27 protein-coding genes are annotated in these 25,620 nt (G+C 41.3%); 23 read left to right on the top strand and 4 right to left on the bottom strand.

Annotated features, from left to right (window positions below):
* Positions 1 to 46: 46 nt before the first annotated feature.
* Together EL241_RS07915 and EL241_RS07910 are read left to right on the top strand one after the other, a co-directional pair.
* Positions 47 to 700 carry a phosphatase PAP2 family protein gene (locus EL241_RS07915; protein WP_170166152.1) on the top strand — a complete coding sequence of 218 codons (654 nt, stop codon included), beginning with the start codon at positions 47 to 49 and terminating at the stop codon, positions 698 to 700.
* 72 nt (positions 701 to 772) lie between these two features.
* Complete coding sequence (locus EL241_RS07910; RefSeq protein ID WP_126320482.1) at positions 773 to 1,108, top strand: hypothetical protein; 336 nt, start codon at positions 773 to 775, stop codon at positions 1,106 to 1,108.
* 18 nt (positions 1,109 to 1,126) lie between these two features.
* Here EL241_RS07910 and EL241_RS07905 read toward each other — a convergent pair whose 3' ends face one another.
* Positions 1,127 to 1,954 (bottom strand): NAD(P)H-hydrate dehydratase, encoded by an 828-nt coding sequence (locus EL241_RS07905; RefSeq protein WP_036103748.1) that lies wholly within the window; start codon positions 1,952 to 1,954, stop codon positions 1,127 to 1,129.
* 107 nt (positions 1,955 to 2,061) lie between these two features.
* On the opposite strand from EL241_RS07905, the gene EL241_RS07900 reads away from it, so the two are divergent.
* From EL241_RS07900 to dat, 3 genes are all read left to right on the top strand, one after another.
* Entirely contained in the window at positions 2,062 to 2,475 is a 414-nt protein-coding gene (locus tag EL241_RS07900) for an NUDIX hydrolase (RefSeq protein WP_036103749.1), read from the top strand.
* 72 nt (positions 2,476 to 2,547) lie between these two features.
* A complete protein-coding gene (pepV, locus tag EL241_RS07895) occupies positions 2,548 to 3,960 on the top strand; it encodes a dipeptidase PepV (RefSeq protein WP_036103752.1) in 1,413 nt (470 codons plus the stop codon).
* Positions 3,961 to 4,054: 94 nt separating this feature from the next.
* Positions 4,055 to 4,930 carry a D-amino-acid transaminase gene (dat, locus tag EL241_RS07890; RefSeq protein ID WP_036103755.1) on the top strand — a complete coding sequence of 292 codons (876 nt, stop codon included), beginning with the start codon at positions 4,055 to 4,057 and terminating at the stop codon, positions 4,928 to 4,930.
* A 25-nt stretch (positions 4,931 to 4,955) separates the two neighbouring features.
* Here the strand turns inward: dat and EL241_RS07885 are convergent, their stop codons facing one another.
* Complete coding sequence (locus EL241_RS07885; RefSeq protein ID WP_052009060.1) at positions 4,956 to 6,227, bottom strand: MFS transporter; 1,272 nt, start codon at positions 6,225 to 6,227, stop codon at positions 4,956 to 4,958.
* 280 nt (positions 6,228 to 6,507) lie between these two features.
* Here EL241_RS07885 and EL241_RS07880 point away from each other — a divergent pair, with 280 nt between their 5' ends.
* The 7 genes from EL241_RS07880 (at position 6,508) to EL241_RS07850 (ending at position 12,644) form a co-directional block, all read left to right on the top strand.
* A complete protein-coding gene (locus EL241_RS07880) occupies positions 6,508 to 6,948 on the top strand; it encodes a MarR family winged helix-turn-helix transcriptional regulator (protein WP_003755478.1) in 441 nt (146 codons plus the stop codon).
* 50 nt (positions 6,949 to 6,998) lie between these two features.
* Positions 6,999 to 8,432: a multidrug efflux MFS transporter MdrM gene (mdrM, locus tag EL241_RS07875; protein WP_050777004.1), complete on the top strand. Its 1,434-nt coding sequence runs from the start codon at positions 6,999 to 7,001 to the stop codon at positions 8,430 to 8,432.
* Positions 8,433 to 8,673: 241 nt separating this feature from the next.
* A complete protein-coding gene (locus tag EL241_RS07870) occupies positions 8,674 to 9,453 on the top strand; it encodes a phosphotransferase family protein (protein ID WP_036103761.1) in 780 nt (259 codons plus the stop codon).
* A gap of 6 nt (positions 9,454 to 9,459) precedes the next feature.
* Positions 9,460 to 10,098, top strand: coding sequence for a tRNA (guanosine(46)-N7)-methyltransferase TrmB (gene trmB / locus EL241_RS07865; RefSeq protein WP_036103763.1), 639 nt, complete (start codon positions 9,460 to 9,462; stop codon positions 10,096 to 10,098).
* A gap of 57 nt (positions 10,099 to 10,155) precedes the next feature.
* The gene (locus EL241_RS07860) at positions 10,156 to 11,007 is read left to right on the top strand and encodes a YtnP family quorum-quenching lactonase (protein ID WP_036103766.1); all 852 of its coding nucleotides are present in this window, start codon (positions 10,156 to 10,158) and stop codon (positions 11,005 to 11,007) included.
* Between the two features lie 143 nt (positions 11,008 to 11,150).
* Positions 11,151 to 11,393: a metal-sensing transcriptional repressor gene (locus EL241_RS07855; protein ID WP_077912695.1), complete on the top strand. Its 243-nt coding sequence runs from the start codon at positions 11,151 to 11,153 to the stop codon at positions 11,391 to 11,393.
* Positions 11,394 to 11,502: 109 nt separating this feature from the next.
* A protein-coding gene (locus EL241_RS07850) for an IS3 family transposase (RefSeq protein ID WP_126320480.1) occupies positions 11,503 to 12,644 on the top strand; the annotation gives its coding sequence in 2 pieces (ribosomal slippage) (positions 11,503 to 11,773 and positions 11,773 to 12,644; 1,143 coding nt in all).
* Between the two features lie 71 nt (positions 12,645 to 12,715).
* On the opposite strand, the gene EL241_RS07845 is transcribed toward EL241_RS07850, so the two are convergent.
* Entirely contained in the window at positions 12,716 to 13,027 is a 312-nt protein-coding gene (locus EL241_RS07845; RefSeq protein ID WP_036103777.1) for a PepSY domain-containing protein, read from the bottom strand.
* A gap of 150 nt (positions 13,028 to 13,177) precedes the next feature.
* On the opposite strand from EL241_RS07845, the gene EL241_RS07840 reads away from it, so the two are divergent.
* The 7 genes from EL241_RS07840 (at position 13,178) to murC (ending at position 20,406) form a co-directional block, all read left to right on the top strand.
* On the top strand, positions 13,178 to 14,251 hold the full coding sequence (locus tag EL241_RS07840) for a M42 family metallopeptidase (protein WP_036103780.1): 1,074 nt from the start codon (positions 13,178 to 13,180) through the stop codon (positions 14,249 to 14,251).
* Complete coding sequence (locus EL241_RS07835) at positions 14,244 to 14,474, top strand: hypothetical protein (protein WP_149023425.1); 231 nt, start codon at positions 14,244 to 14,246, stop codon at positions 14,472 to 14,474. The genes EL241_RS07840 and EL241_RS07835 overlap by 8 nt, the downstream gene beginning before the upstream one ends.
* A complete protein-coding gene (locus EL241_RS07830; RefSeq protein ID WP_036103786.1) occupies positions 14,461 to 14,772 on the top strand; it encodes a thioredoxin family protein in 312 nt (103 codons plus the stop codon). The genes EL241_RS07835 and EL241_RS07830 overlap by 14 nt, the downstream gene beginning before the upstream one ends.
* Before the next feature lie 30 nt (positions 14,773 to 14,802).
* Positions 14,803 to 15,606, top strand: a complete 804-nt coding sequence (locus tag EL241_RS07825; protein ID WP_036103789.1) for a DUF1444 domain-containing protein — start codon at positions 14,803 to 14,805, stop codon at positions 15,604 to 15,606.
* 3 nt (positions 15,607 to 15,609) lie between these two features.
* A complete protein-coding gene (gene ytpR, locus EL241_RS07820; protein ID WP_036103792.1) occupies positions 15,610 to 16,227 on the top strand; it encodes a YtpR family tRNA-binding protein in 618 nt (205 codons plus the stop codon).
* Positions 16,228 to 16,423: 196 nt separating this feature from the next.
* The gene (locus EL241_RS07815; RefSeq protein WP_126320479.1) at positions 16,424 to 18,850 is read left to right on the top strand and encodes a DNA translocase FtsK; all 2,427 of its coding nucleotides are present in this window, start codon (positions 16,424 to 16,426) and stop codon (positions 18,848 to 18,850) included.
* A gap of 233 nt (positions 18,851 to 19,083) precedes the next feature.
* Entirely contained in the window at positions 19,084 to 20,406 is a 1,323-nt protein-coding gene (murC, locus tag EL241_RS07810; RefSeq protein ID WP_036103801.1) for a UDP-N-acetylmuramate--L-alanine ligase, read from the top strand.
* Positions 20,407 to 20,448: 42 nt separating this feature from the next.
* Here murC and EL241_RS07805 read toward each other — a convergent pair whose 3' ends face one another.
* Complete coding sequence (locus tag EL241_RS07805; RefSeq protein WP_036103803.1) at positions 20,449 to 21,561, bottom strand: aminopeptidase; 1,113 nt, start codon at positions 21,559 to 21,561, stop codon at positions 20,449 to 20,451.
* A 222-nt stretch (positions 21,562 to 21,783) separates the two neighbouring features.
* On the opposite strand from EL241_RS07805, the gene EL241_RS07800 reads away from it, so the two are divergent.
* The 4 genes from EL241_RS07800 to EL241_RS07785 all read left to right on the top strand — a co-directional run bounded on the left by EL241_RS07800 (position 21,784) and on the right by EL241_RS07785 (position 25,515).
* Positions 21,784 to 22,230, top strand: coding sequence for a DUF948 domain-containing protein (locus EL241_RS07800; protein WP_126320478.1), 447 nt, complete (start codon positions 21,784 to 21,786; stop codon positions 22,228 to 22,230).
* 27 nt (positions 22,231 to 22,257) lie between these two features.
* On the top strand, positions 22,258 to 22,782 hold the full coding sequence (locus EL241_RS07795; RefSeq protein ID WP_170166151.1) for a YtxH domain-containing protein: 525 nt from the start codon (positions 22,258 to 22,260) through the stop codon (positions 22,780 to 22,782).
* Between the two features lie 469 nt (positions 22,783 to 23,251).
* Positions 23,252 to 24,337 (top strand): bifunctional 3-deoxy-7-phosphoheptulonate synthase/chorismate mutase, encoded by a 1,086-nt coding sequence (locus EL241_RS07790; RefSeq protein ID WP_036103811.1) that lies wholly within the window; start codon positions 23,252 to 23,254, stop codon positions 24,335 to 24,337.
* Between the two features lie 74 nt (positions 24,338 to 24,411).
* Complete coding sequence (locus EL241_RS07785; protein WP_126320476.1) at positions 24,412 to 25,515, top strand: hypothetical protein; 1,104 nt, start codon at positions 24,412 to 24,414, stop codon at positions 25,513 to 25,515.
* Positions 25,516 to 25,620: the final 105 nt, after the last annotated feature.

Genomic DNA, 25,620 nt, shown 5'->3' with positions numbered 1-25,620 from the left:
ACTTCTCATGGGAGGTGCTTTATTTCTTAATAAGAGGTGTAAAAGCATGCAAAATAAACGCTATATCGCATATGGAATCAGCGGAGCCGCTTTTCTGATATTTGGTATCTTTCTGATCAGTGTCTTGACGCATGCGACTTGGATCAGCGGCTATGATAGATTTGGGAACGAGTTATTGCGGCACGGTTTCACAAAACAACGGATCGATATAGTCGCTTTTTGGACGAATATTGGTGGGGTGACATTTATCACTTGGCTGACGATTATTGCGGTGGCTGTATTTATTCTGGCAAAACACTATACGATCGGTATTTGGTTCGGATTGACTGTCTTGATCGGAGCGGCAGTCATTCCGTCTATCTTAAAACATACGATCCAGCGTCCCCGTCCAGCTTATAAATTGATCCCCGAAGGTGGCTATAGTTTTCCGAGCGGTCATTCTTCTGGTTCAACGATTTTTTATGGAATGTTATTGGTTTGTTTGTTGCTGTTTATCCGCAAGCAGTGGATCAGATGGACGATATTGCTAGGCGGGATCATACTCATCCTTTTGATAATGGCTAGCCGCGTTTATCTTGGTGTCCATTATTTTTCAGATATCACCGCAGGTTTTCTGTTCGGCATTGGCATCGTTATTTTATCAAGCAGCCTTCTGCACTGGTTTCGCGAAAAAAAACCGCATTTCTTTAAAAGTTCATAAAAAAGACACAGCTTTTGGGAATGAAATTCGGTATACTGATAAGTAAGGTGAAGCAACAAGAGAGGTGGCAGAATGAAGGGTGTTATGAAAACAGTAGCACGTTACAGTGCAGTTCTTCTTTGTATACTAGTATTGGTCAGCCTTGTTCCAGAAATATATCGTGCTACCAAAAAAGAAGTTGTTTGTAAAAAAATAAATTACACGGGAATAGTGGACAAACGGGCAAAAATATATACAGAGATCGGCGGAAGCTGTGAAGAAAAACGGGCTGAAAAAGGTACGCCATTGATCGTTCGCGAGGAGCGGGCAACTGCCGATAATCGAATTTGGGTATTGGCTTATACCTCCGATGATTCGCGGATCGGGTGGATCGAAAGAGAAAATATAAAAAAAGCACGTGGCGATTAGCGTCACGTGCTTTTTTGCTTAAAGTTGTTCTTCCATTTCACTGAAAATCTTCAAATAGGTCGGAATACTGGCCGCGATCTCAGTTGGCAGAACAACATATCTTTTTTTTGCTAAAATTTCACCGATATAGCTATGCAGAAAAACCGCAGCCAGCACACCATGTGCGAATTTTTCGGTTTGACCGATCATACCGGCAATCATACCGGCCAATGTGTCACCCATTCCGCCGGTAGCCATTGCTGGTGTGCCGTAAATATTCTGCCAAACACCGCCATCAGGGGTATATACGGTCGTTCGATTGCTTTTTAAGACCACGATCCCGCCAAGTTCTTCTGCCCGACCCACATTCGAATCTTCGTTTGTTAGAGTCTGCAGATATTCCCACTCGCCTAAATGCGGAGTGAAAATCAAAGCGGCTTTCGTTTTTGTAGGCTGTTTGCTGTATAAAAACAGTGCATCGCCATCCAAGATCACTTTCTGCTCTTCTCCAGCAGTTTGCAGAGTCAGCGTCAATAATTCATTTGCAAGTTCATTTCGATCAAGGCCAGGACCAATCAAAATGACATCAAAAGTGGGGATCAGTTCGCGCAAGGAATCTAATTCTTGATGATCCAAAAACATGCATTCAGGAAGTCGCGAATGAAGTGCCGGCCGATTGACAGCATCTGTTGCAACTGTCACGAGACCTGCTCCGCTCTTCACGCAGGCTTCTGCAGCCATGATCGCTGCACCGCCGTATCGTTTGCTGCCGGCAATGATGAGGACTTTCCCATAATCTCCTTTATAAGAATCATCTGCGCGCTGCGGTACCCACGTACAAATGGCTTTTGGCGTTATTTTTTTCATTTTCATTCCCTCCAAGTTTTGACCCTATCGTTGTATTTTACCCCTTATCACGCTAAAATAAAAGGTGCAGAAAGTATTTTATTAGAAGCTTAAAAGGAGTTGCTAAAATGAAACCAGTTATTCCAGCTGTAAAAGCAGTGATCGTCAAAGACGGAAAATTTTTAGTGCTAAGAAAACAAGGCATGACCGAAGAGATATATGAACTACCTGGCGGGAAAATGAATTTCGGTGAAACTCATGGCGAAGCCCTTTTCCGTGAGGTTTATGAAGAAACCAAACTGCAAGTCCAGCCGTTTATTCTTTACGATACATTTGAAAACTTTCAACCTGATTACCAGATCACAGGTGTCATTTATCTAGTTGAAATGCCAGCCGATCAAACCATCATTTTGTCAGATGAACATCGCGATTATCAATTTTTACCATTAGAAAAAGAAAGTTTGGCTGTGATCGATCTCGTCTTTTCCAGCCGAATGGAAAGATGGGATTTTGAAGCAATCAAAAGTTTTATGAAAAAATAAGGATTAAGACTTTCAAGGAGCAGTAAAAGAGTTTACAATAGAAATGTCTATATATTAGGAAGGAATGATAATATGAGTACGATTGATTGGCAAAAAGAAGTAGAATCCCGCAAAGAGGCATTCTTAGAAGATCTAAAAGGATTACTTCGAATTCCGAGTGTGCGCGACGATAGCAAGAAAACGGACGATGCACCATTTGGTCCTGATGTAAAGCGCGCGCTTGATTATATGCTTGAACTTGGCGATAAAGATGGTTTTACAACCAAAGAAGTAGGGCATGTAGCAGGGCATGTAGAATATGGCGATGGCGAAGAAATCGTCGGCGTACTCGGACATGTGGATGTCGTACCAGTTGGTGACGGCTGGAGCAACGATCCTTTTGAACCAGTTTTGAAAGATGGTAAATTGTATGCACGTGGTGTGGCAGACGATAAAGGACCAACGATCGCTGGCTATTATGCGCTGAAAATAATTAAAGAACTAGGATTGCCGATTTCCCGGCGCATCCGTGTAATCATTGGTTCTGATGAAGAAAGCGGTATGAGCTGTGTAGAACGTTATTTCGAAACAGAACCACAGCCAACATTAGGATTCGTTCCTGATGCTGAATTCCCGATCATCCATGCGGAAAAAGGGATCTCTGAATTAGACGTTGCTTTCCAAACAGGCGAACAAACCGATGACGCCGATTTTCGTTTAGTAAGTCTTGCATCTGGAGCTCGCTACAATATGGTTCCTGATCATGCTGATGCGGTTTTATCCGATGTAAAAGATAACGAAGCACTTAATAAAGCTTTTCGTACATTCTTAGCTGATCATGATGTTGAGGGAATGATCGCCAATAATGAAGATACAGTGACGATCTCAGTTGTCGGAAAATCAGCACATGCAATGGAGCCAAACAATGGTATCAATGCAGGCCTTCATCTAGTTGCCTTTTTAGGGCAATTCAAACTTTCCGGAGCTGCGGCAAACTTTGTTGCTTTTGGACGCGATTACTTATTTGGTGATTCCCGCGCTGTAAAACTAGGAATCAGTTTTGAAGATGAAGAAAGTGGAGAATTGACGATGAATGTCGGCATCATCCGCTTCACACCGGAAGATGGCGGGAAATACGGCTTGAACTTCCGTTACCCTGTAACAGCAAAAATGGACGATCTTAAAGATAAAATGGAAACTGTGGTGCTTGAATACAGTGGTTCATACTCGCATTATGATGATTCGGAACCATTGTTCGTCCCTAAAGATCATCCGCTTATCAAAACGCTTCAAGAAGTTTATACGAAGCAAACTGGCGAAGAAGCAAACTTGCTTGCGATCGGCGGCGGTACGTATGCACGTCATTTAGAAACAGGTGTCGCATTCGGCGCATTGTTCCCAGGACGCGAAGATACGATGCACCAAAAAGATGAATTCAGCTATTTGGAAGATTTGCTTAAAGCGACTGCGATTTATGCAGAAGCGCTTTACAAATTAGCCGAATAAGCGGTATAATTGTTCAAACTAAACTGCTGCAATAATTTAACGTATTGCAGCGGTTTTTATTAAAGGAAGACAAGCTGTTAAGGAGTGAGAAGTAGTGAAAGTATTAGTAAATGACAAATTAGTTGATCGATCAAAGGCTGCTGTGGATATTGAAGATCGCGGTTATCAATTTGGCGACGGTGTTTATGAAGTAATTCGGCTTTATAATAAAAAATTCTTTACATTTGAAGAGCACATCGACCGTTTATTTGCGAGTGCAGCGAAAATCGAACTAGGAATTCCTTATTCTAAAGAAAAATTGCGGGAACTTTTAGAAAATTTGGTAAAAGAAAATGATATCGACACAGGGAATGTTTATCTACAAGTATCTCGAGGCGTGCAACAACCCCGCAACCATATCATTCCAGATGACCTTGCCTTAGTGGGCATCTTGACAGCTTCGGCACAAGAAGTGCCACGCAATCCTCATTTATTCGAAGATGGTGGAACGGCGATCATAGAACCAGATACAAGATGGCTGCATTGTGATATCAAAAGTATCAGTTTGCTGGGAAATGTACTGGCTAAAAATCGGGCGCATCGTGCTGGTGCAATGGAAGCGATTTTGCATCGCGATGGCGAAGTTACCGAATGCTCGGCTTCCAATGTATATATGATCAAAGACGGCGAAGTGTTCACGCATCCTGCTGACAATTTGATTTTGAACGGGATCACGCGTCAAGGCATTTTAAAAGCGATTCGTGCAAATGGTATTCCAGTGAAGGAAGAAGCTTTTACTATCGAAGACTTGAAAGAAGCAGATGAAGTGTTTATTTCCAGCGTTACGCTAGAAGTAACGCCAATTACAGCAATCGACGGCGTTCCGGTCGGCGAAGGAAAACGCGGTGCTATTACTGCGAAAATCCATGAACATTTTGTAGACTTGATCGTGGAACAATGCGGCGAACTAGAGACAGTTCCTGAACAATAAAATAGGAAGAGCCCACTGGATTTTTTCAGCGGGTTTTTTCTTTTTCCGTAAGCAATGTAGTGTCGCGCAAGTCGATCTTGAAAATTGCAGGATAAATAATCGTTATCAGTAAAATACAAATACCAGCAATAATAAAAATAATAAAGCTAGCATAAAAATCGAATAGCACCGAGAACAATAAGATCCCAAGCGGAGCCAAGAGCTGACCACCGGTATTCAATAGATGGAACGTTCGTCCCTGAAGCTGGATGGGGATCTCTTTTGTCATCCAGATCGTCAGTGGCACATTTGTCCAGGTAATAACAGCTCCAATCAAGAAATTAAAACTGCTGATCAGGAGGATCGCGTAGAAACGATCGAGCTGAAAACTTAAAAAGACCCCTAATAAAATAAATAACAGCCCAAACATATTGAGCATCCACCAAGTGCTTAGCAGCGGGTGTTTGATCGCTTTCCTAATGGATAATACGAGACCAGCTAATATCATGCCAATCGAAAGAATCGCTTCTGTGATCCCATAAATATGAGTGGGGAAATGGAGAACATTGATCTGCACAAAGGGAATACCGACATTGATCGCACCAAACAAAAAGTTGATCATCATCGAGAAGAATAAGGTGAAGATCAATTTTTTACTTTTGCCGACAAAGGACAATCCTTTTTTGAACATCAATAAAATCCCTTCCGGCGGTTTATCTGTGGAAGCAGCATCAATAAACTGAAAATTGATCCAGTAAATCGCAAGGACAGCGATTATTTCCAAACCGATTTCAATCAATACGAAACTGTATAGCGGAATAAGATTTACAAACATGACTCCCAGCAGGGGCGAGAGAATCATGATAAACGCACTCAACATCTGTTGAAAGGATTTTAATTTTTGAATGTGTTCTTCTATAACCATAGTAATGATCGCGGCGGTAAAACCGGTGGTTAAAAATTGATCAGATATTTTTAAGAAAATAAGTAATACATATGTATAAATAAGGTTATCAAAGCCTTGAAAGTAAATAAGTATGCTGTAAACTGCTAGGCTGCCAATGCTCAAAAACTGGGCTGCGATCAACACTTTCTTTTTGTCGAATTTATCAATCATACTGCCTGTGAAAGGAAGTAACAACAACGCGACTAAGGGACCAATCACTTGCGAGATCCCAAATTGAATCGCTGAATCGGTACTTTTTAAGATCAATAGGCCGATTATAAAGGTCAAGATACTACTTCCCAAATTTCCTGTCAGCATGCTTAACAAAAATTTGAAAACTTGCTGCTGAGATTGCTTCGCGTGATCTTCCATAATAGTACCCGTCCCTTTCAGTGTTGTGTCAAGAATGTTCAGATATTTATTAGTATAGCGTATTTTAAAATCGGGAACAAATTAAATTTAGTTGTTTTTTAATTCATATGTAAATTTTTACATAAAATATAAACGCACTATTTTCAATGATGAACGCGTTTACACTTAGAAATGTAGTTTTCAAAGTCATTGACAATTCGTTTTAACGGTGTATAATTTCTATTGGTTAACAGTTCGTATACGAACTGTTTATAGGCGAACAGTTCGGAGGAGAATTAAAATGGAGGATCAATTTATTCGTGACATTATTTTCTCGTTTCGGGAAGTTCAGAAGAAAACACAGCATTTTTTTGCGGAAGAAGCAAGCAAACGAGACATCACTACCACGCAGCTAATGGCACTGAATTTTTTGAAGCGGGAACCTAGTTTGACGCTTGGGGAACTGGCTGATCGGATGAAATTAGGAAAAAGTACAGTTTCTGGGGTAGTCGATCGATTGGTAAGAGCAGAATTTTTAAAACGGTCGCGCGATGCGACTAACCGCCGCTGCTTAAACTTGGAGCTTACGGAAATAGGGGAGGAAAAGGCCGCTGTTACGTATGATCTGTTTTTTAAACGGTTGAAGCCAATTGAGGAAATTGATGCAGCGGAATTAGAAAGTATGTTAGAAACTCACCGTAAGATTATCGCGATATTAGAAAGAGAGGCATCTGCAAATTGAATAGTAATATAGTAGAATCACCAAAACAGAGAAATGGTATATTGATTGTTATGCTGATGGGCGCTTTTGTAACAATTTTAAATCAAACGCTCATGAACGTAGCCTTACCAAGTATTATGAATGAATTTAAAATCACTGCCAGCCAAGGTCAATGGCTTTCTACTGGTTTTATGCTTGTTAACGGGGTTATGATCCCAATGACGGCATTTTTGATCGAGCGCTTTACGACAAGACAGCTGTACTTGTTTGCCATGATTGCATTTGCGATCGGGACAACGATCGGCGGTTTTGCTACTAGCTATCCGATCTTGATCGTCGGCCGAATGGTACAAGCAGTTGGTGCCGGTGTAGTTATGCCGCTTTTGACCGTCGTTATCTTAAATTTATTCCCACCAAACCGCCGAGGAAAAGCAATGGGGTTGATCGGACTGGCGATGAACTTTGCGCCAGCCATTGGACCGACCTTGTCCGGTTGGATCGTTGAACAGTTTGATTGGCGGAATCTCTTTTTCATTATTATCCCATTTGCACTTTTAGATGTGATAGTTGCCGCATTTTTACTTAAAAATGTTGGGAAACGTACTTTCCCTAAATTGGATGTGCTCGGTGTCATTATGTCGACGATCGGATTCGGAAGCTTGCTGCTAGGCTTCAGTAATGCCGGAGATCATGACTGGTTAACACTGAAAGTATTCGGATTTATTCTAATTGGATTGATCGTGTTGTTCATTTTTGTACTCTATCAAAATTGGGCACGAACTCCTTTGCTCAACTTCAAAGTTTTCAAGAGTTCGACATTTACTTTCACATCGATCATCAGCTTCTTCGTTATTATGGGATTATTCGGCGGCATGCTGCTATTGCCGATTTTCCTACAATCTGTCCGCGGATTCTCACCGCTTGATTCTGGACTCGTCTTACTTCCCGGAGCAGTCATGATGGCGGCATTGTCGCCGATTACTGGGATCATGTTTGACCGATACGGCGCGAAATACTTGACGATCATTGGCTTAACGATCATGACAGTTGCGACGTTTATGTTTACGAATCTGAGCGAAAGCACGACATTGACGTATATCACTATCGTCCAAGCTGTTCGTTCACTAGGAATGGCGATGGTACTGATGCCGCTTCAAACTGCCGCACTCAATGCATTGCCGCTTCAACTGGCGTCACATGGTTCCGCGATGTACAACACACTAAGACAAGTAGCCGGATCGATCGGTACGGCATTCTTGATTACCGTTATGTCGAAAAGCGCGAGCCACTTTGGTAAAAACTTGGGGGCGAGCGATGTGGTCGGTAAAACAAAACAAGAAATCGCCAACCATGTGCTGATCCACGGAATCGAAACAGCCTTCTTAGTGGCTGCGATCATCTCGTTGGTTGCCGTTATTTTATCTCTATTCATCAAAAATACCACCCGCGATCCAATCGTCACGAAAACAACAGCAGCTACAAAAGATACGCAAGAAACAGCTTGATAGAAATACATCCTCTTTTACTAGGGGATGTATTTTTTTATAAATTCGGTAACAAAAAAGAAATAAATTTCTCCTGAATAATGACTTGCTCGCATTGCTGCTTTAGTTTAAAATGGTTTGCTGAAAAACCCGAACGTATGTTGACTTGACGCATAATCGCAAGAGAAGTAAAATCATGAATAGTAGTCCTTTTGCAGCTGTGAGAAAACAGAAAAGGCAAAATCAAAAGGTGTGTATGGCAATGAAAGATTATTTCTTTGGGAGAGAATATGAAATAAGTTCTGCTGGTGGCGAGACTGGTCAGGCTTTTATGGTGTCCAATGAAGACGAAAAATTCTTTTTGAAAAGAAATTCTTCGCCTTTTTTAGCTGCGCTCTCTGTAGAAAATATCGTTCCGAAATTAATGTGGACAAGAAGGGTAGAAAATGGCGATGTATTGACTGCCCAAAAATGGATCAATTGTTATATCCTTTCTGAAGCCGATATGCAAGAAGCTCGCGTTGCAAAACTTCTTGCCAAAATCCATCATTCTGAGCCTTTAAAAAACATGCTTGCTAGAATCGATCAACGCTTTTACAACGCTTCTTCGATTTTGGACGAAATCAAAGAAAAAAGTGACTTCTATCCCGAACAGCCGCTTTTCAATCGATCGCTTGCTTATTTAGAAGAAAATATCGGAGCAGTGGAAGATGATAAGCTAGTCGTTTGTCACGGTGATGTCAATCATAAAAATTGGATCGTTTCCGAAGAAGATGATTTGTACCTCGTTGATTGGGATGAAGCCAAGCTTGCCGATCCGGCAATCGATATCGGAGTTCTATTATATCAATACATCCCACGCGAAAAATGGGATGAATGGCTTCATGTATATGGCACAAACTACTCCAAACAGCTCCACCTGAAGTTGAAATGGTACACGACGGCGGGTCTGCTTCATCGCTTGATGCAAGTAGCCAGCTCGGATACATTGCACGAGGCAAAAAAATTATTACAAAAAGTAATGGAAGATAATGAGGTGTAACGAAACATGCGCGCAAAACACAAACCTTGGGCAAAAGACAAACTGCTTGCCCACCCAGAGGTCTGTATCGCCGATCCCGAAACCTATAAAGGGAAATGGAATACACTATTTGGAAATGACCATCCGATCCATATTGAGATTGGTTCAGGGAAGGGGAGCTTCGTCAGTGGAATGGCGAAACAGAACCCGGAGATCAATTATATTGGCATCGAAATCGTAGAGAGCATCATTATTTCTGCACTAGACAAAGTGCTGGAAGCAGAAGTAGATAATGTTCGCTTACTATCTGTAGATGCTGCTTATTTGACGGATTATTTCGAGGATGCAGAAATTGCGCGGGTCTACTTGAATTTTTCTGATCCGTGGCCTAAAAAGCGCCATGCGAAACGACGGTTGACGTATCCGCAATTTTTAGACAGTTATAAGCAAATTTTAAAGCCGGATGGCGACATTCATTTTAAAACAGATAACCGCGGATTGTTTGAATATTCGCTTGTGACCTTTTCCGAATATCCTTTGCAGCTGACTTATTTGTCGCTCGATCTGCATAAAAGCGACTTTGAAGGAAATATCATGACAGAGTATGAAGCGAAATTCTCGGAAAAAGGCTTCCCGATTTATCGGCTCGAAGCAAAATTTGAGTAACAAATAAAAAAGAAGCCGCCGAAAGCTTCTTTTTTTAATGGAGAAAGGGTGCGTAAAATGGATTCGATAAAAATTGGTGATATCACAATTTACTGGCTACGGGGCGGAAAAACAAATTTTGACGGCGGAGCGATGTTTGGCGTCGTGCCAAAACCATTATGGCAGAAAAAATACCAAGCAAATGAGAAAAATCAGATCCTTAACTACACGGACCCGATGTTTTTTGAATACCAAGGGAAAAATTACTTGATTGATAGCGGACTTGGCAACGATCGTTTGACGGCAAAACAAAAACGAAATTATGGTGTGGAAGAAGAATCATTTGTGCTTGAAGATCTAGCGAAACTTGGTATCCAACCAGAAGCAATCGATGTTGTATTGATGACGCACCTCCATTTTGATCATGTACTTGGTCTGACAGGTAAAGCGGCAGGGGAGGGCTACTATTCCGTCTTTCCGAATGCAACGATCATTGTGAACGACATCGAATGGGAAGAGATGCAACACCCGAATATTCGCTCCAAGGCAACCTACTGGAAAGAAAATTACGAAGCGATCCAGTCGCAAATACAGACGTATCATGACCGTTTCCGTTGTAATGATGCTGTGACGATGGAGCATACCGGAGGCCATAGTGATGGTCACGCTGTGATCTGGTTTGAATCAAGAGGAGAGAAAGCGATCCATATGGCAGATATTTTCCCTACATTCGCGCATCAAAATGTCCTATGGGTCACTGCCTACGATGATTATCCAATGGATTCGATCGCCGCGAAACAACGTTTATTCAAACAAACATGCGGCGCAAATTACTGGTTCTTAACCTATCATGATGCACATTATCGTGCAGTGAAAATCGATGCTGATGGAACGGTAACTGACGAGCTCCCAATTGTCCGAAAAGGGTAGCTAGTGAAAAGGAGATTGCCCTGCAATCTCCTTTTTTTGTGGGGTATATAGATAATAAGAGAATAAATTGATATAATATACTTATATAAAGCCATTTATTTATCCTGGGTAGGGGGATAATGGTATAGATACGGGAGGAGGGTATGATGGATAAAGACCCAATCATTAAACGCTTAGCTCGAATCGAAGGGCACGTAAAATCTGTTTCCAAAATGGTGACAGAAGAACGTCAAATCGAGTTGATCGAGCAGCAGATTCTAGCTATAAAAAAGGCTTTGGATGGTGTGTCGAGAGAATTATTTGCAGCTGAAATTGGAAACTGGATTCGCACACAAGAACAAGACGAAAAGAAAATCAGGAAACAAATCGATACTTTTTTACGCTAAAAAAACCGCTTCTATTCAGGCACTGACCCCATAAAGTGAGAATCAAATAAAAAACCTCTCGTTGAATTCATTAATCGATTAACATGAATAGATACGGAGGTTTTTTAATATGAAACGAGTAGCGTACTCTTTGGAGACAAAAAGAAAAGCGATGGAAATGAAAGCCGCAGGGAAAACGAATCAAGAAATCATGTTGGAACTCAATATCAAAAATAGGAGTCAGGTTAAAACATGGTGGCGATGGTATCAAAACGGAGAAATCTACCGGTTTCATGGACAGGTAGGAAAACAGTATACCTACGGTAAAGGCCTGGAACATTTATCAGAAGTAGAACGGTTGAAATTACAACTCAAACAAAAAGAAGCAGAAATAGCGGTTTTAAAAAAGTACAAGGAATTGGAAAGGTGGTGGCAGCAGAAATAGCCGTACAGGTCGTAAAAAGCTTGTGCACAAGGTATCCAATAAAGCAAATTCTAAGCATATTAAGAGTTCCTTCCTCTACTTATTACCGATGGAAGCAAAAAGATTTTCAGAAAGAGGAAATAGAAGAAGAAATAGCAAGTATTGCCAAAAAACAAAAGTATACCTATGGTTATCGAAAAATCACTGCAGAAATCAATCGAAATCGGACAAACAAGATCAATCATAAAAAAGTACAGCGAATCGTGCAGAAATATCAATTAAACTGTCGAGTAAAGGAGAAAAAAGAAAAAAGATCCGGAAACGTATTTTATCGAACAGCGAATGTATTAAATCGAAAATTTCAAGCAACAAAGCCTCTAGAAAGATTAGTGACAGATATTACTTATTTACCTTTCGGTAAAAAGATGATGTATTTGTCTTCGATTATGGATCTTTACAATGGAGAGATCATTGCTTACAAAATCAGTGAAAAGCAGGATCAACAACTTGTCAATGCGACACTGTCAGGCCTAAAAATACCGAGCGATTGTTTACTTCATAGCGACCAAGGAAGTGTCTACACCTCCCATTCGTACTACAAACTCTGTCAACAAAAAAGCGTTATCCGAAGCATGTCCCGAAAGGGAACGCCAGCAGATAATGCCCCGATTGAATGTTTCCATTCCTCGCTAAAGTGTGAAACATTCTACCTCATGACAGAGCCGATAGGCTCTACTATAAGTGTAATCGATATTGTTCAAAATTACATTAACAATTATAATAAAAATAGAATTCAACAAAAACTAGGCTACCTATCTCCTGTTCAATACAGAGAAGCAACAGCCTAGTAAGGTTTTTTATTCGACTCCCATTATAAGGGGTCAGTGCCTCAGAAGCGGTTTTTATTATGTAGTAGAAGCTACACTAAATAAATATCAATGATCGTACCGGTATTCGCATCAGCGATAAATTCAAATTGTTTTTTCTCGCCTTCACGGATACAAGTGATGCCACCGTGGTAAACGAAAGTATCGATCGCGAATTTTTTATAATGCTGTTTTTTTAATTGAATCCAAGATCCTTCGATCGGCCCTTCTTTTTTGAAAGCAGTTTTTACTTTTTCTAGGATAGCATCACCAGAAGTGGTTTTTTGATCGATGAAATAATGATAAAAAAGATGTCCGGCTGCTGCACCAGTCAATGCGCCAGCAATAAATGTTTTTGCGTTCACGGTAATTCCTCCTATGATTTTGCCTTTATCATCCATTATACTACAAAGTTCATCATTCGCGAAAGAATAACTGCCATGAGCAAGAAGGGCGGTTATTTTTGTTAAGATTTGCTATAATAGAAGTGATTATATAATAAAGGAATGATGATGGTGGAAAAAGAAACGCTGCAAATGTTTCAAGAACTAACAGAATTACAGGGAGCTTCTGGAGATGAGTTTCGGATTCGCGATTACGTCCGCAAAGCGATCGAACCAGTTTCTGATGAAATTATCCAAGATGGACTAGGTGGTATTTTTGGCGTTCGCCGCGATGCGGAAGATGGGCCTAAGATATTGGTAGCAGGACACATGGATGAAGTTGGGTTTATGGTCACGCAGATCACGTCTAAAGGATTGCTTCGTTTTCAAACGCTAGGTGGCTGGAATCCGCAAGTTCTACAAGCGCAACGTGTTCAAGTGATGACAGCTGACGGACCGGTAATCGGTGTAGTCGCTTCGGTTCCGCCGCATTTGCTAACGGAAGCGGAACGTAGCAAACCGACTGATCCGAAAAATCTGTTGATCGATATTGGTGCGGATGACAAGGAAGATGCGGAGAAGATCGGTATCAAACCAGGACAATTTATTGTACCGGTATCCGAATTTACGCCGCTAGCTAATCCTAAGAAAATCATGGCAAAAGCTTGGGACAATCGCTATGGAGTCGGCTTGGCGATCGAATTACTTCGCGAAGTGGCGGGTGAAAAACTGCCGAATACATTAGTGGCGGGTGCGAATGTCCAAGAAGAAGTTGGCTTGCGCGGTGCAGGAACGAGTGCGCATTTGGTAAAACCGGATATTTTCTTTGCGCTAGATGCGAGTCCGGCCAATGATGTCGCCGGCGACGAATCGCAATTCGGCAAACTTGGTGAAGGCTTTTTGATGCGTATCTTTGATCGGACGATGATCATGCATCGCGGCATGCGTGAGTTTTTATTAGATACAGCAGAAACGAACAAGATCCCTTATCAATATTTCGTATCGCCTGGCGGTACAGATGCGGGTAAAGTTCATACATCGCTTAGTGGTATCCCAAGTGCGGTGATCGGCGTGCCATCCCGTTATATCCATTCGACTAATTCGATCTTGCATGTGGATGATTATGCAGCGGCGAAAGAAATGATCGTGAAAGTTATTCGCACGCTGGATAAGACGACATATGAAACGATTAAAAATAATGCGTAAAGCTTTTCGTTATCCCAGTTTGACTTGGGGTGTCGTACTTGCGCTCAGTTGTTTAGTGATGACGATCGGTCATTGGCTGGCGATCCCTTATCTGACCGGAACTTCGGTCGGCTGGCTAATGACTGGTTGGATAGCTGTGATTTTGATAGTCGTTTTCGCGGGGGTCGACGCTTATCGATCCGAACGTATCAGGAAAAGGAGGAAAGAAAATGAAAAGAATTGAATCGGTCGAACAATTTCGACAAGTTGCTGCAGAGGAGAGAGCGGTTTTTATGTTCAGTGCAGATTGGTGTGGAGACTGTAAATTTATTGAACCCGCTATGCCTGAAATCGAACAAGAAAACAGCGATTTTGCTTTTTACTTAGTGGATCGCGATCAGTTTATTGATCTATGCGCGGAACTCTCGATTTTCGGCATCCCGAGTTTCCTTGTCTACGAAGATGGCGAGGAAGCTGGGCGTTTCGTCAGCAAAGATCGAAAAACAAAAGAAGAAATCAATGATTTTTTACAAGCCATTTAAGCAAATAGCAAAGCAGGGGAGGGGATTAATATCGCGAAAATGACCGCTTTCCTAATGAAAGAAAAATTAGAGGCGCTCCTGGCTGATCCAAAGCGAACGTTTCGATTTGATCGCGAGAAAGACACACTTAGTGTTGAGCAGGGAAGCGCTTCTGTCGTTTTGACGCTACCGACGATTATTGGGAATTGGGAAGAAGAGGGCGGACGGGCGCTGGAAAAAATTCGTTATTATGTCGAAGAAGGGTTGCGCGCTTCCGGCCACGAAATTCAATTGAACGGCAATGAAACGAAAATCTTTCCGGTGATTCGTTCCACTTCTTTTCCTCGAAAGACAAAACAGGGTGAACTGTTGGCGGTGGACGAACACACTGCGGAAACAACCATTTTCTATGTATTGGATCTTGGACGCTCGTATAAATTCATTACTCAGAAACAACTGCAAGATGAGGCGATCTCGATAGAAGTGATCCGAAAGCACGCGCTAGCGAATGTGAACAAATTACCGGTGGAAGTGAAAAAAGATAGCGTCGGCGCGAATGATTTTTATTTTGTTCGCATGAATGATGGTTACGATGCCAGCAGAATCTTAAATCATGATTACCTTGCGAAAATGCGCGCGGATCTGACTGGCGAAATGGTCTTGGCGGTTCCGCATCAAGATGTACTGATCATTGGCGATATTCGCGATGAAAGCGGCTATGATGTCATGGCGCATGTGACGATGCAATTTTTTGCTGAGGGAATGATGCCGATCACGTCGTTGTCATTTGTTTATAATGATGGTAAACTAGAACCGATATTTATACTAGCGAAAAATAGAAAGACGGAGGAATAAAACGTGATAGTAAATGCTTTTTATAATGCAAAAGGGGTAGGGGATGTGCTGATTGTGGAAACGATGGATGTCCCATTGACAGAACAATCCTTTGAACGAAAAGGGAATGTGGCTCGAATCTACCGAGAAAAAACAAATGAATTAGCAGGATACAATTTTTTTGAAGCATCCTCGTTTTTTAAAGCAGAAAAAGATGGTCCAGTAGAATTGACGGAGAAACTGGTAGCGGAACTAAATGAAGTTATTCGCAAGGTTGGGTTTGAAGACGAATTAGAAGTTGATTTGTCACCGAAGTTCGTAGTTGGATATGTAGCTGAAAAAGAAAAACATCCAAACGCAGATAAACTTAGTATTTGTAAAGTGGCGGTAGGGGAGGAAGAGCTGCAGATCGTCTGTGGCGCTCCGAACGTCGAAGCGGGTCAAAAAGTCGTGGTTGCCAAAGTCGGCGCGGTGATGCCTAGTGGACTTGTTATTAAACCGTCCAACCTACGTGGTGTAGACTCCTTTGGAATGCTGTGTGCAGCAAGAGAGTTAGCGATCCCAAATGCGCCGCAAGAAAAAGGGATCTTAGTGTTGGAAGACGGCTATGAAACTGGTGCTGCATTTCCTGTTTCCTTTTAGAAAACAATTGGCTTAGAACGGAATGGCCGTTCTAAGCCTTTTTCGCGCTATATATTGTATACAATATATGTTATTATTGCATTTATTTTATCCTTTCAATCAAAGGTTAACAAAAACTTATCGCCGTTTCGTCATGCTGCTATCTCATGTATAATGAATCTATTAAATAAGAATTTATGTTTAGGTGTGATATAGAATGGGATGGTTTAAAGAATTTTTCTTTGGTGATTTGGAAGAAACGCCAGAAGAAAAAGCCGAAAAAAAACAAACAAAAAACGAGCAGGAACAACCAATACAAGTAAGTAAACAACAGAATCAATCACCAGCCGCCCCCAAAAAAGCGGCTTTCAACCAACAAAGTATAAGGCAGGAGGCGCAGCCGATCATTCGCCGCAACCCAGTGCCAAAACCGAAAAAAAACCGGGCTGTCAGCGCGAAAATGACCTATCAATATCCGAAGGGTGAATTTCGTTTCCCCTTAATACCTGATGGCGTTCAGCAGCAAGAGGCGAGTTCAGCGCCTGTTTACCGCCAGACAGAACCAGTACATAAGATAAAGGAAGCCGAAGCGCCTTCAGAACCCGTTTCTAAAAAGCCGTTTGCTGCCACGGATGTTCCTTCACCAGTTTTTGCTTTCCAAAAACGGCCAAGTAAATTTGAATTTGGTCTTTCGGATACCAAAGTAGAAACTGTGCAGGAGGAAATCGCAGAAGATATTCAAATCAGCCCTGTTGATACTGAATTGCAAGCAGAAACTGCTTCCGTTTCCTTTGATGCGCACTTAGATGCCCAAATACAAGCAGAAGCCGAAGTGCAGGAAGTCACGCATCAGCCAGAGCCTGAACTCACACAATCAGCTATGGTTAGCGAATCTGTAGTAGAGCCGACTGAAATGGTAGCACCTATTATAGAAGAACCGGCCGTTTTAGAAGAGCAGCAACTCGAGTCAGAACCAGAAGCACCTTCAGAAGCAACAGAAGCCACTATAGAGCCCGAAAAGGAAGAAAGTCTAGAGCAACAAGAAGAAAAAGTTGAAACCCAAGCACAGCATTCTGCCGCTCGTGAGCAAAAGTCGAAAAAAACCCATATTCCTTTTAATGTGATGATGATCAACCGTGATAAAACAAAACTTGAAAAAAAGCCGGAACCCGCATCGCCGGAACCAGCCATCCAAACGGAAGTCGTAACTAGCGAAGCGATGTCGGGATATTATTTCCCATCCGAAGAATTACTTAATCCACCTGTTTTCAGTGCAAAAGATGAAGCATGGCTTGATGATGAACAATTATTATTAGACGAGACTTTTGAAAACTTCAATGTTCAGGCAAAAGTAGTTGATCGTACGCAGGGACCAGCTGTAACACGATTCGAAGTGCAGCCGGAAAAAGGTGTCAAAGTCAGTAAGATCACGAATCTATCAGATGACATCAAATTGAACTTAGCGGCAAAAGATATTCGGATCGAAGCGCCCATTCCGGGGAAAAGCACAGTCGGGATCGAGATTCCAAACCCGCAAAGCAGACCGGTCATGCTCTCTGAGATCATGGGCACTCCATATTTCCAAAATGCCGCTTCACCGTTAACGGCAGCGTTGGGATTAGATATTTCTGGTGAACCGATCTTGACGGATCTGCAGAAGATGCCGCATGGTCTGATCGCTGGGGCGACCGGCTCGGGGAAAAGTGTTTGTATCAATTCATTGCTAGTCAGCTTGCTTTACAAAGCAACGCCTGATCAATTGAAGTTGTTGCTTATCGACCCGAAAATGGTTGAACTGGCTCCGTATAATCACATTCCGCATTTGGTAAGCCCTGTGATCACAGATGCCAAAGCGGCAACAGCGGCGCTCAAATGGGCCGTAGAAGAAATGGAAAGACGTTATCAGCTATTTAGCCATACTGGCGTCCGCAATATGGAAAAATATAATGAATATGCCAGCCACCCAGATCATACCGGAGAAAAATTACCGTACATTTTGATTGTGATTGATGAATTAGCAGATTTAATGATGGTTGCTCCAAGTGATGTCGAGGAAGCAATCAGCCGTATCGCTCAAAAAGCAAGAGCCTGCGGGATTCATATGATTGTCGCAACGCAGCGGCCATCCGTAGATGTGATTACTGGATTGATCAAAGCGAACATTCCGACACGTATTTCTTTCTCGGTCTCTTCCCAGATCGATTCGCGGACGATCCTAGATGTCGGCGGAGCAGAAAAACTACTTGGAAGAGGGGACATGCTATTCCTTGCGAACGGCACGAATAAGCCAGTACGCCTCCAAGGAACTTTTGTCAGCGATGAAGAGATCGATGCCGTCGTTGCTCATGTCCGTAACCAAGGAGAGCCGAATTATCTTTTTGAGCAAGAAGAATTATTAGCAAAAGCAGTCGATAAAGAAAACACCGACGAGTTATTTGATGATGCCTGCGAATTTGTTTTATCGCAAAATGCTGCATCGACATCGTTGTTGCAGCGACATTTCCGTATCGGTTATAACCGCGCGGCGCGATTGATGGAAGCACTTGAAGCTCAGCAAATCGTTTCCGGAACAAATGGCACCAAGCCACGCGATGTGATCATCACTCGTGATCAACTGGCAAAATTAAGAGAAATCGAGCAGTAAACTATTTTTTATAATTTATATGCGACCAATGACGGATTTTTGCCCAAAGGTTTTTCTAAAAGCGGGAAAGGTGCTATAATAATTTAGGATTGCAAAAAGAGAACTCTAAAAGAAGACGTAGTAAAAAAGATGATGTCTAGAAAAGAAATGAATACGAATAGTTAGCTGATTCAACCATTACCATACTATTTTAGACAACCTCTTCCAGAAATAGTTAACGGAGGTATATAATAATGACAATCTATCATTTTGTAGGAATAAAAGGCTCTGGGATGAGTGCTTTAGCACAGATTCTATTTGATAAAGGCTTAAACGTACAAGGAAGCGATATCGATAAATATTTTTTCACTCAAAAAGCATTGGAAGAAAAGGGTATCAAGATCTTACCGTTTTCCGCAGAAAACATCCAAGAAGGACAAACGATCATTGCCGGGAATGCTTTTCCCGACACACACGAAGAAATCGTAAAAGCAAAAGAACTTGGTCTGACAGTTATCCGCTATCACAAATTTTTGGGACAATTTATTGAAAACTATACAAGCATCGCAATTACCGGTTCTCACGGAAAAACATCCACGACCGGTCTTTTATCGCATGTCCTAGAAGGGATAAAGCCGACTTCTTATCTGATCGGGGATGGAACAGGTAGCGGAACAAAGGGTGCGGAATACTTTGCCTTGGAAGCGTGTGAATACCAACGCCATTTCCTAGCTTATTCGCCTACCTATGCGATCATGACGAATATTGATTGGGATCATCCGGATTATTTCAAAAGTGTAGATGATGTTTTTGATGCGTTCCAAACAATGGGTTCGCAAGTGAAAAAAGCTGTCATTGCCCTTGGTGATGATGAACAATTACGTCGCTTGGATCTAGATATTCCGATCGTTTACTTTGGCTTTGGAGAAAATAACGAATTTATCGCGAAAAATGTTATCAAAAAGACGACAGGAACAGTCTTTGATGCGTATCATTTCGACCAAAAGCTTGGCACGTTTGAAATTCCTACTTATGGAGATCACAATGTGATGAACGCTCTAAGCGTTATTGCTTTGACAGACTATGAAGGTCTGCCTATGAAATCGGTCATTGAAGGTTTGAAGACGTTTGAAGGAGTCAAACGCCGCTTCTCTATTTCTGAAAAAGGAAATCAAGTATTGGTAGATGACTATGCGCATCATCCTTCTGAGATTCGGGCGACGATCAATGCTGCACGCCAAAAATATCCAGATAAAAAAGTAGTAGCTGTATTCCAACCACATACTTTTACCCGGACGCAGACATTCTTACAAGGTTTTGCGGAAAGCTTGAATTTGGCAGATGAAGTTTATCTCTGTGATATTTTCGGTTCAGCACGTGAAAAAACTGGAAAACTAACGATCGGCGACTTAGCTGCTAAAACAAAAGGAAACCACATTATCAAAGAAGCGCATACGGAAGAATTGCTACGCTATCCAGAAGCTGTGATCTTATTCATGGGAGCAGGAGATGTGCAGAAATTCCAGGCCGCCTATGAAAAAGTATTAGAAAATAAAAATGTGAATATCAGTATCTGAAATTAAAAAAGCCAAGCGATTCACTCGCTTGGCTTTTTCTGTTTAAATAAGTCGGTCTGGATTCAACGCCTCTAATTCCGGTAATACAAACAATCCATCTTTTCGGATAAGAACGTCGTCGAAATAGATCTCGCCGCCTCCGTATTCTGGACGTTGAATGTTGACGATGTCCCAGTGGATAGCGGAGTGGTTGCTGTTGAATGCATCATCGTAGCATTGTCCAGGTGTGAAATGGAAACTGCCTTCGATTTTTTCATCGAAAAGAATATCCTGCATCGGTTCGTGGATATAAGGATTGACACCGATCGCAAATTCGCCGATATAACGTGCGCCTTCGTCTGTATCGAGTACTTTATTGATGCGGTCCGTATCGTTTGCGGTCGCCTCTATGATCTTGCCGTCTTTAAAGGTGAAAGAGATCTGCTCAAAAGTAAAACCTTGATAAGGAGAAGGGGTGTTATATGTCAATGTTCCGTTGATCGAGTCTCTAACAGGTGCTGTGTAAACTTCACCATCAGGAATATTCAGTTCGCCGGCACACTTGATAGCAGGGATATCTTTGATACTGAAAGCTAGATCTGTTCCCGGACCGGTCAATCTGACCTTATCCGTCTTATTCATCAGATCGACTAAGGCTTCCATTGCTTCGCCCATTTTGCTGTAATCCAATGTACATACGTCAAAATAGAAATCTTCAAATGCTGCGGTGCTCATTTTAGCCAATTGTGCCATCGAAGAAGTTGGGTAGCGAAGTACGACCCACTTGGTCTGTTTGACACGAATATCTGTATGCATTTTGCCAACCGTTCCGCCGTTTATTTTTAGTTTGTCAGCGGGCACATCGGAGAGCTCACTAATATTGCCACCAGCACGCAAGCCGATATAAGCGTCCATTTCTTTCATAACATTTGCTTCAAACGTAGCGATTTTTTCATATTGCGATGTAGTTGCACCAAGTAAGAGCGCGCGATCGATCTCTGGTTCTTTTAAAGATACAAACGGCAGACCGCCTGCGCCATAAGCTTCTTCTACTAATGCAGCAACGAGTTCTTTTTGCACACCGAAATTCTCGATCAATACTTTCTCGCCTTTGCCTAGTTTTACGGAATAATGAATTAAATTATGTGCTAATTTTTGAATACGTGGATCTTTCATTCCCTTGTTCCTCCCTAAATAGTAAAATGAGATTTCTCTATCTATTTTACGCGAAAAAGTAAGAATTGCAATGTTGTTACCGTTTTAGTTTTCATTTAGAGGTATAATTGGTAGAATGTATATAACCCTAATTCTGGAGCCATTATTTGCATAATTTTTTTGACAGCAAGTTTTACATATTCTAAGAGAGGGTAAGAATTAAGAAAACGGAGGTGTGGATAGATGATAGCTATTTTATATATTGCCGCATTAATTGCCGCAATCGCATTACTCATCATTGCTATTTACTTAGGAAAAACATTAAAATCAACGTCGCAAACTTTAGACGAGGTAAAAGGATCTCTAGATAAGATCACAGTGGAAGTACAGGGAATAACCGGGCAGGCAACGAATCTGCTTGATAAAACAAATGTATTGCTGGAAGATGTGAACGGGAAAATTTCTAAAATCGACCCTGTATTTGATGCAGTCGGCGATATCGGAACTTCCTTGTTCGGACTTAGCAAATCCGTTCGCGAACTTGCTGAGCTTGCTACAAACAAAGTAGAGCAGAATGATACTAAAATTGCCCAAGCACTTTCTTTTAGTAATTCTATTCTGTCGTTCCGTAATAAGATGAAAGCAAAAAAAGCTGCAAAACAAGCAGCAGAAGAAGCAAGTGAAATTTAAAAAATCAGGAATATGGAGGTAACAAACATGGGACAAAAAGATGGTATTAATTCAAAAGACTTTTTGATTGGTGGATTTATCGGAGCAGCAATCGGTGCTTCCGTCGCATTACTTTTAGCACCAAAATCTGGTAAAGAACTACGCGGAGATTTAAATGACCAAGTAGATAACTTAAAAGAAAAGGGCAATCAATGGAAAGATGTTGCCTATGAAAAAGGAATCGAAATCGGTAATGCTGCTAAAGACCGCAAAGAAAAAATCGTGGATTCAGCTAGCGGACTTGTTGATGTAGTCAAAGATAAATCTGGTAAATTAGCAGATACAGTTGTGAAACAAGGTAAAAATGTGAAAGATACGATTTCTAGCAATGCAGAAGAAAATAAAGAAAGCTTTAAAGAAGCAGCAGAAAACATTAAAAAAGATGCGAAAGATGCTGCCCAAGATGTGTCTTCAGAAGCAAAGCAAACCAAGCAAGATGCTGAAAAAGAAGTACAAGAAGCAAAAAAAGAAGCTGAAAAAAAATTAAAAGAAGCTAGAAAAGAAAATAATTAAGTAACAGAAGGAGACCGCTTGCCACCATGGCAAGCGGTCTTTTTCAGTCTACGTTGATCAAATCTAGTGTTTCTCTATAAATAGTTCGTACTTTCTTGTGTTAATCTTAAAAATATATATACAAGGTGCAAGTGATGATCCGAAAATGGATAACCTACACCGTTTATGTAGTCGTCGTTCTCGGCACAAATGATAAAGCAGCGTTTACATAATTTGTAAAACGTTGAACGAGATACCATGCTGATCATCTATCAAAAAAGTAAAACATAAAGGATGGGCACTCCAAACTTTACAACCAAACATTTAAATCACTTGTCAACTTTGCAAATCCATGTTAGTATTATTTATGCACTTAAAGGCTTTAACGCTTAAAAGCGATTAAGTAGAAAAGCAGATATGTGACAAATCTTTTCTTTTCCTTTATAATTATTGTTAACAAAAGAGCATTCATGAAAGGTGGAAGCAAGAAATGGGTAATGACAGATTAGAAGAATTACGCGCAGAAGTAGATCGATTAAATATCGAACTGCTAGAAAACATCAATAAAAGAGGCAATCTAGTCCAAGAAATTGGTAAAATAAAAGGTGTCCAAGGATCGCTCCGCTTTGATCCGCTACGTGAGCGAGAAATGCTGAACCACATCGTGGAAGCGAATAAAGGACCGTTTGAAGATGCAACGATCCAAAACATTTTTAAAGAGATCTTCAAAGCAGGTTTGGAATTGCAAGAGGAAGATCATTCCAAAGCGTTACTTGTTTCTCGCAAAAATAAAAAAGAGGATACGATCGTTGATGTCAATGGCCTAAAAGTCGGTAATGGCGAACCTGTTTTTGTTTTCGGACCATGTTCGGTAGAATCTTATGAACAAGTAGCAGCTGTAGCAGCTTCCATCAAAGGGAAGGGCTTGAACCTTATCCGCGGTGGTGCATTCAAACCGCGTACTAGCCCATATGACTTCCAGGGTCTTGGCTTAGAAGGTCTGAAGATCTTGAAACGGATTTCGGACGAATTCGGCTTGAGTGTTATCAGCGAGATCGTAACACCAGCTGACATCGAAACAGCACTTGACTATGTCGATGTGATCCAGATCGGTGCCCGCAACATGCAGAACTTTGAATTACTAAAAGAAGCTGGGCGTGTGAATAAACCGATTCTTTTGAAACGCGGTCTTTCAGCAACGATCGAAGAATTCATTGGTGCAGCCGAATACATCATGTCGCAAGGGAACGGAAACATCATTCTTTGCGAACGCGGTATCCGCACTTACGAAAAAGCGACCCGGAACACACTGGATATTTCTGCTGTTCCAATCTTGAAAAAAGAAACCCATTTACCAGTAATGGTTGATGTGACCCACTCCACTGGACGTAAAGATCTGCTCTTGCCATGTGCGAAAGCTGCCTTAGCGATCGAAGCGGACGGCGTAATGGCGGAAGTACATCCAGATCCAGCAGTAGCACTGTCTGATGCTGCCCAACAAATGAATATTCCAGAATTCGATGCTTTCTGGGACAATATTATGAATTCACGAGTTGCCCCGCAAGTAGTTCGTTAATCGAATAAGGATCAAACTGTGATTCCTGTAGCGATACTAGGATCACAGTTTTTTTTATGGAAAGGAGGTTCCAGATGAAGTATTTGAAAAGACAACCAAAAGTCTTTTATTTCAAGCAAGATACTATTTCCAGCGATAAAAAATGGATTGTCCAAGTCAAGCATGGGTCACATATAATAAGACAAGACAGGCACGCCATTTCGGTTAATGGACAGCCTCTGGTCAAAAATGAAGCTAATAGCGATAGTAGCCCAACTTGCGAAAAAATGCTCGCCTTGGGAAACATGGACAGAAAGGAAGTGCACATCGCTGAAACAGAGCTTTATCGTCAAGTAATGAATGAGGAATATTCCACTTATGGGGCACTTTTGCATGCTTGCGAGCCGCTCTTCAAGCTGTTTAAAAGTGGGTATTACCAAGTGGAGGTAAAGCATTTGATCCCAACAGACGGTGCTGGAAATTGGTTTCAGGAGTTGCCGACAGATTCCCAGAATTTCCCGGCTTCTGTCGATCTTTTTTACCGACAAGAAGGAAACGAACCCTTTGCTTATGAGTCGGAGCCAGCTTTTTTGGTGCCTACACAATCAAAAGATAGCCTTGAGCCTCAGACTATCTTAGAGTATAAGGAAAAATCATTTATGGGGCGGGGTTTTGCTACACATTTTGTTGGGTTTTACGCCTGCTTATTGGATGGACATCATAAAGCAACAGCAGCTTTTCAAAAACGTGAATGGCTAGAATGCGTTGTTGTGTCAATAATCAGAGAGGTAAATAAAAAAAGACTCCAACCAATAAATCTGGATGAGCTTATCTCTGTTCCAAAAGCAATGCCGCAACTGCATGATTTACCAACGCTACAAGAATATTGTCATTTGATGGATTTTAGTAAAAAGCACACGGAAAAGATTTGTGTTTCAACAGATTTTGCGCAACTAGATGAAAATGAAATCACTCATTTGATTGATTTTACTTATTTCACTGCTCCGGCAGAATATCTGGAACTTTATCCAGTACTTGCTATTGATCCTTATCGTATTCATTTGGATCACTATCTTTCGAAATTGCTCAATATGCAAAAACACGAAGAAGAACGGGAAGCGATTCTGTTAGATTATCTCATCCAAGATGACGGGAAAAATCCAAAGCTTACGAAAAAATGTGTGCATTATTTTCGCTAAACGATAGCACATAAAAGTTTCAATCACTTTATTAGAACGATGTAGTCTAAATCATGCTAAAATACTATGAAAATTAATGAAAATAAAAAGTGAAATAAATTGCAT

It is taken from the genome of Listeria grayi (genome assembly GCF_900638015.1).
GTDB lineage: Bacteria > Bacillota > Bacilli > Lactobacillales > Listeriaceae > Listeria > Listeria grayi.
The sequence above is the reverse complement of the archived record's forward strand: the minus strand, read 5'-3'. Positions and strand labels throughout refer to the sequence as shown.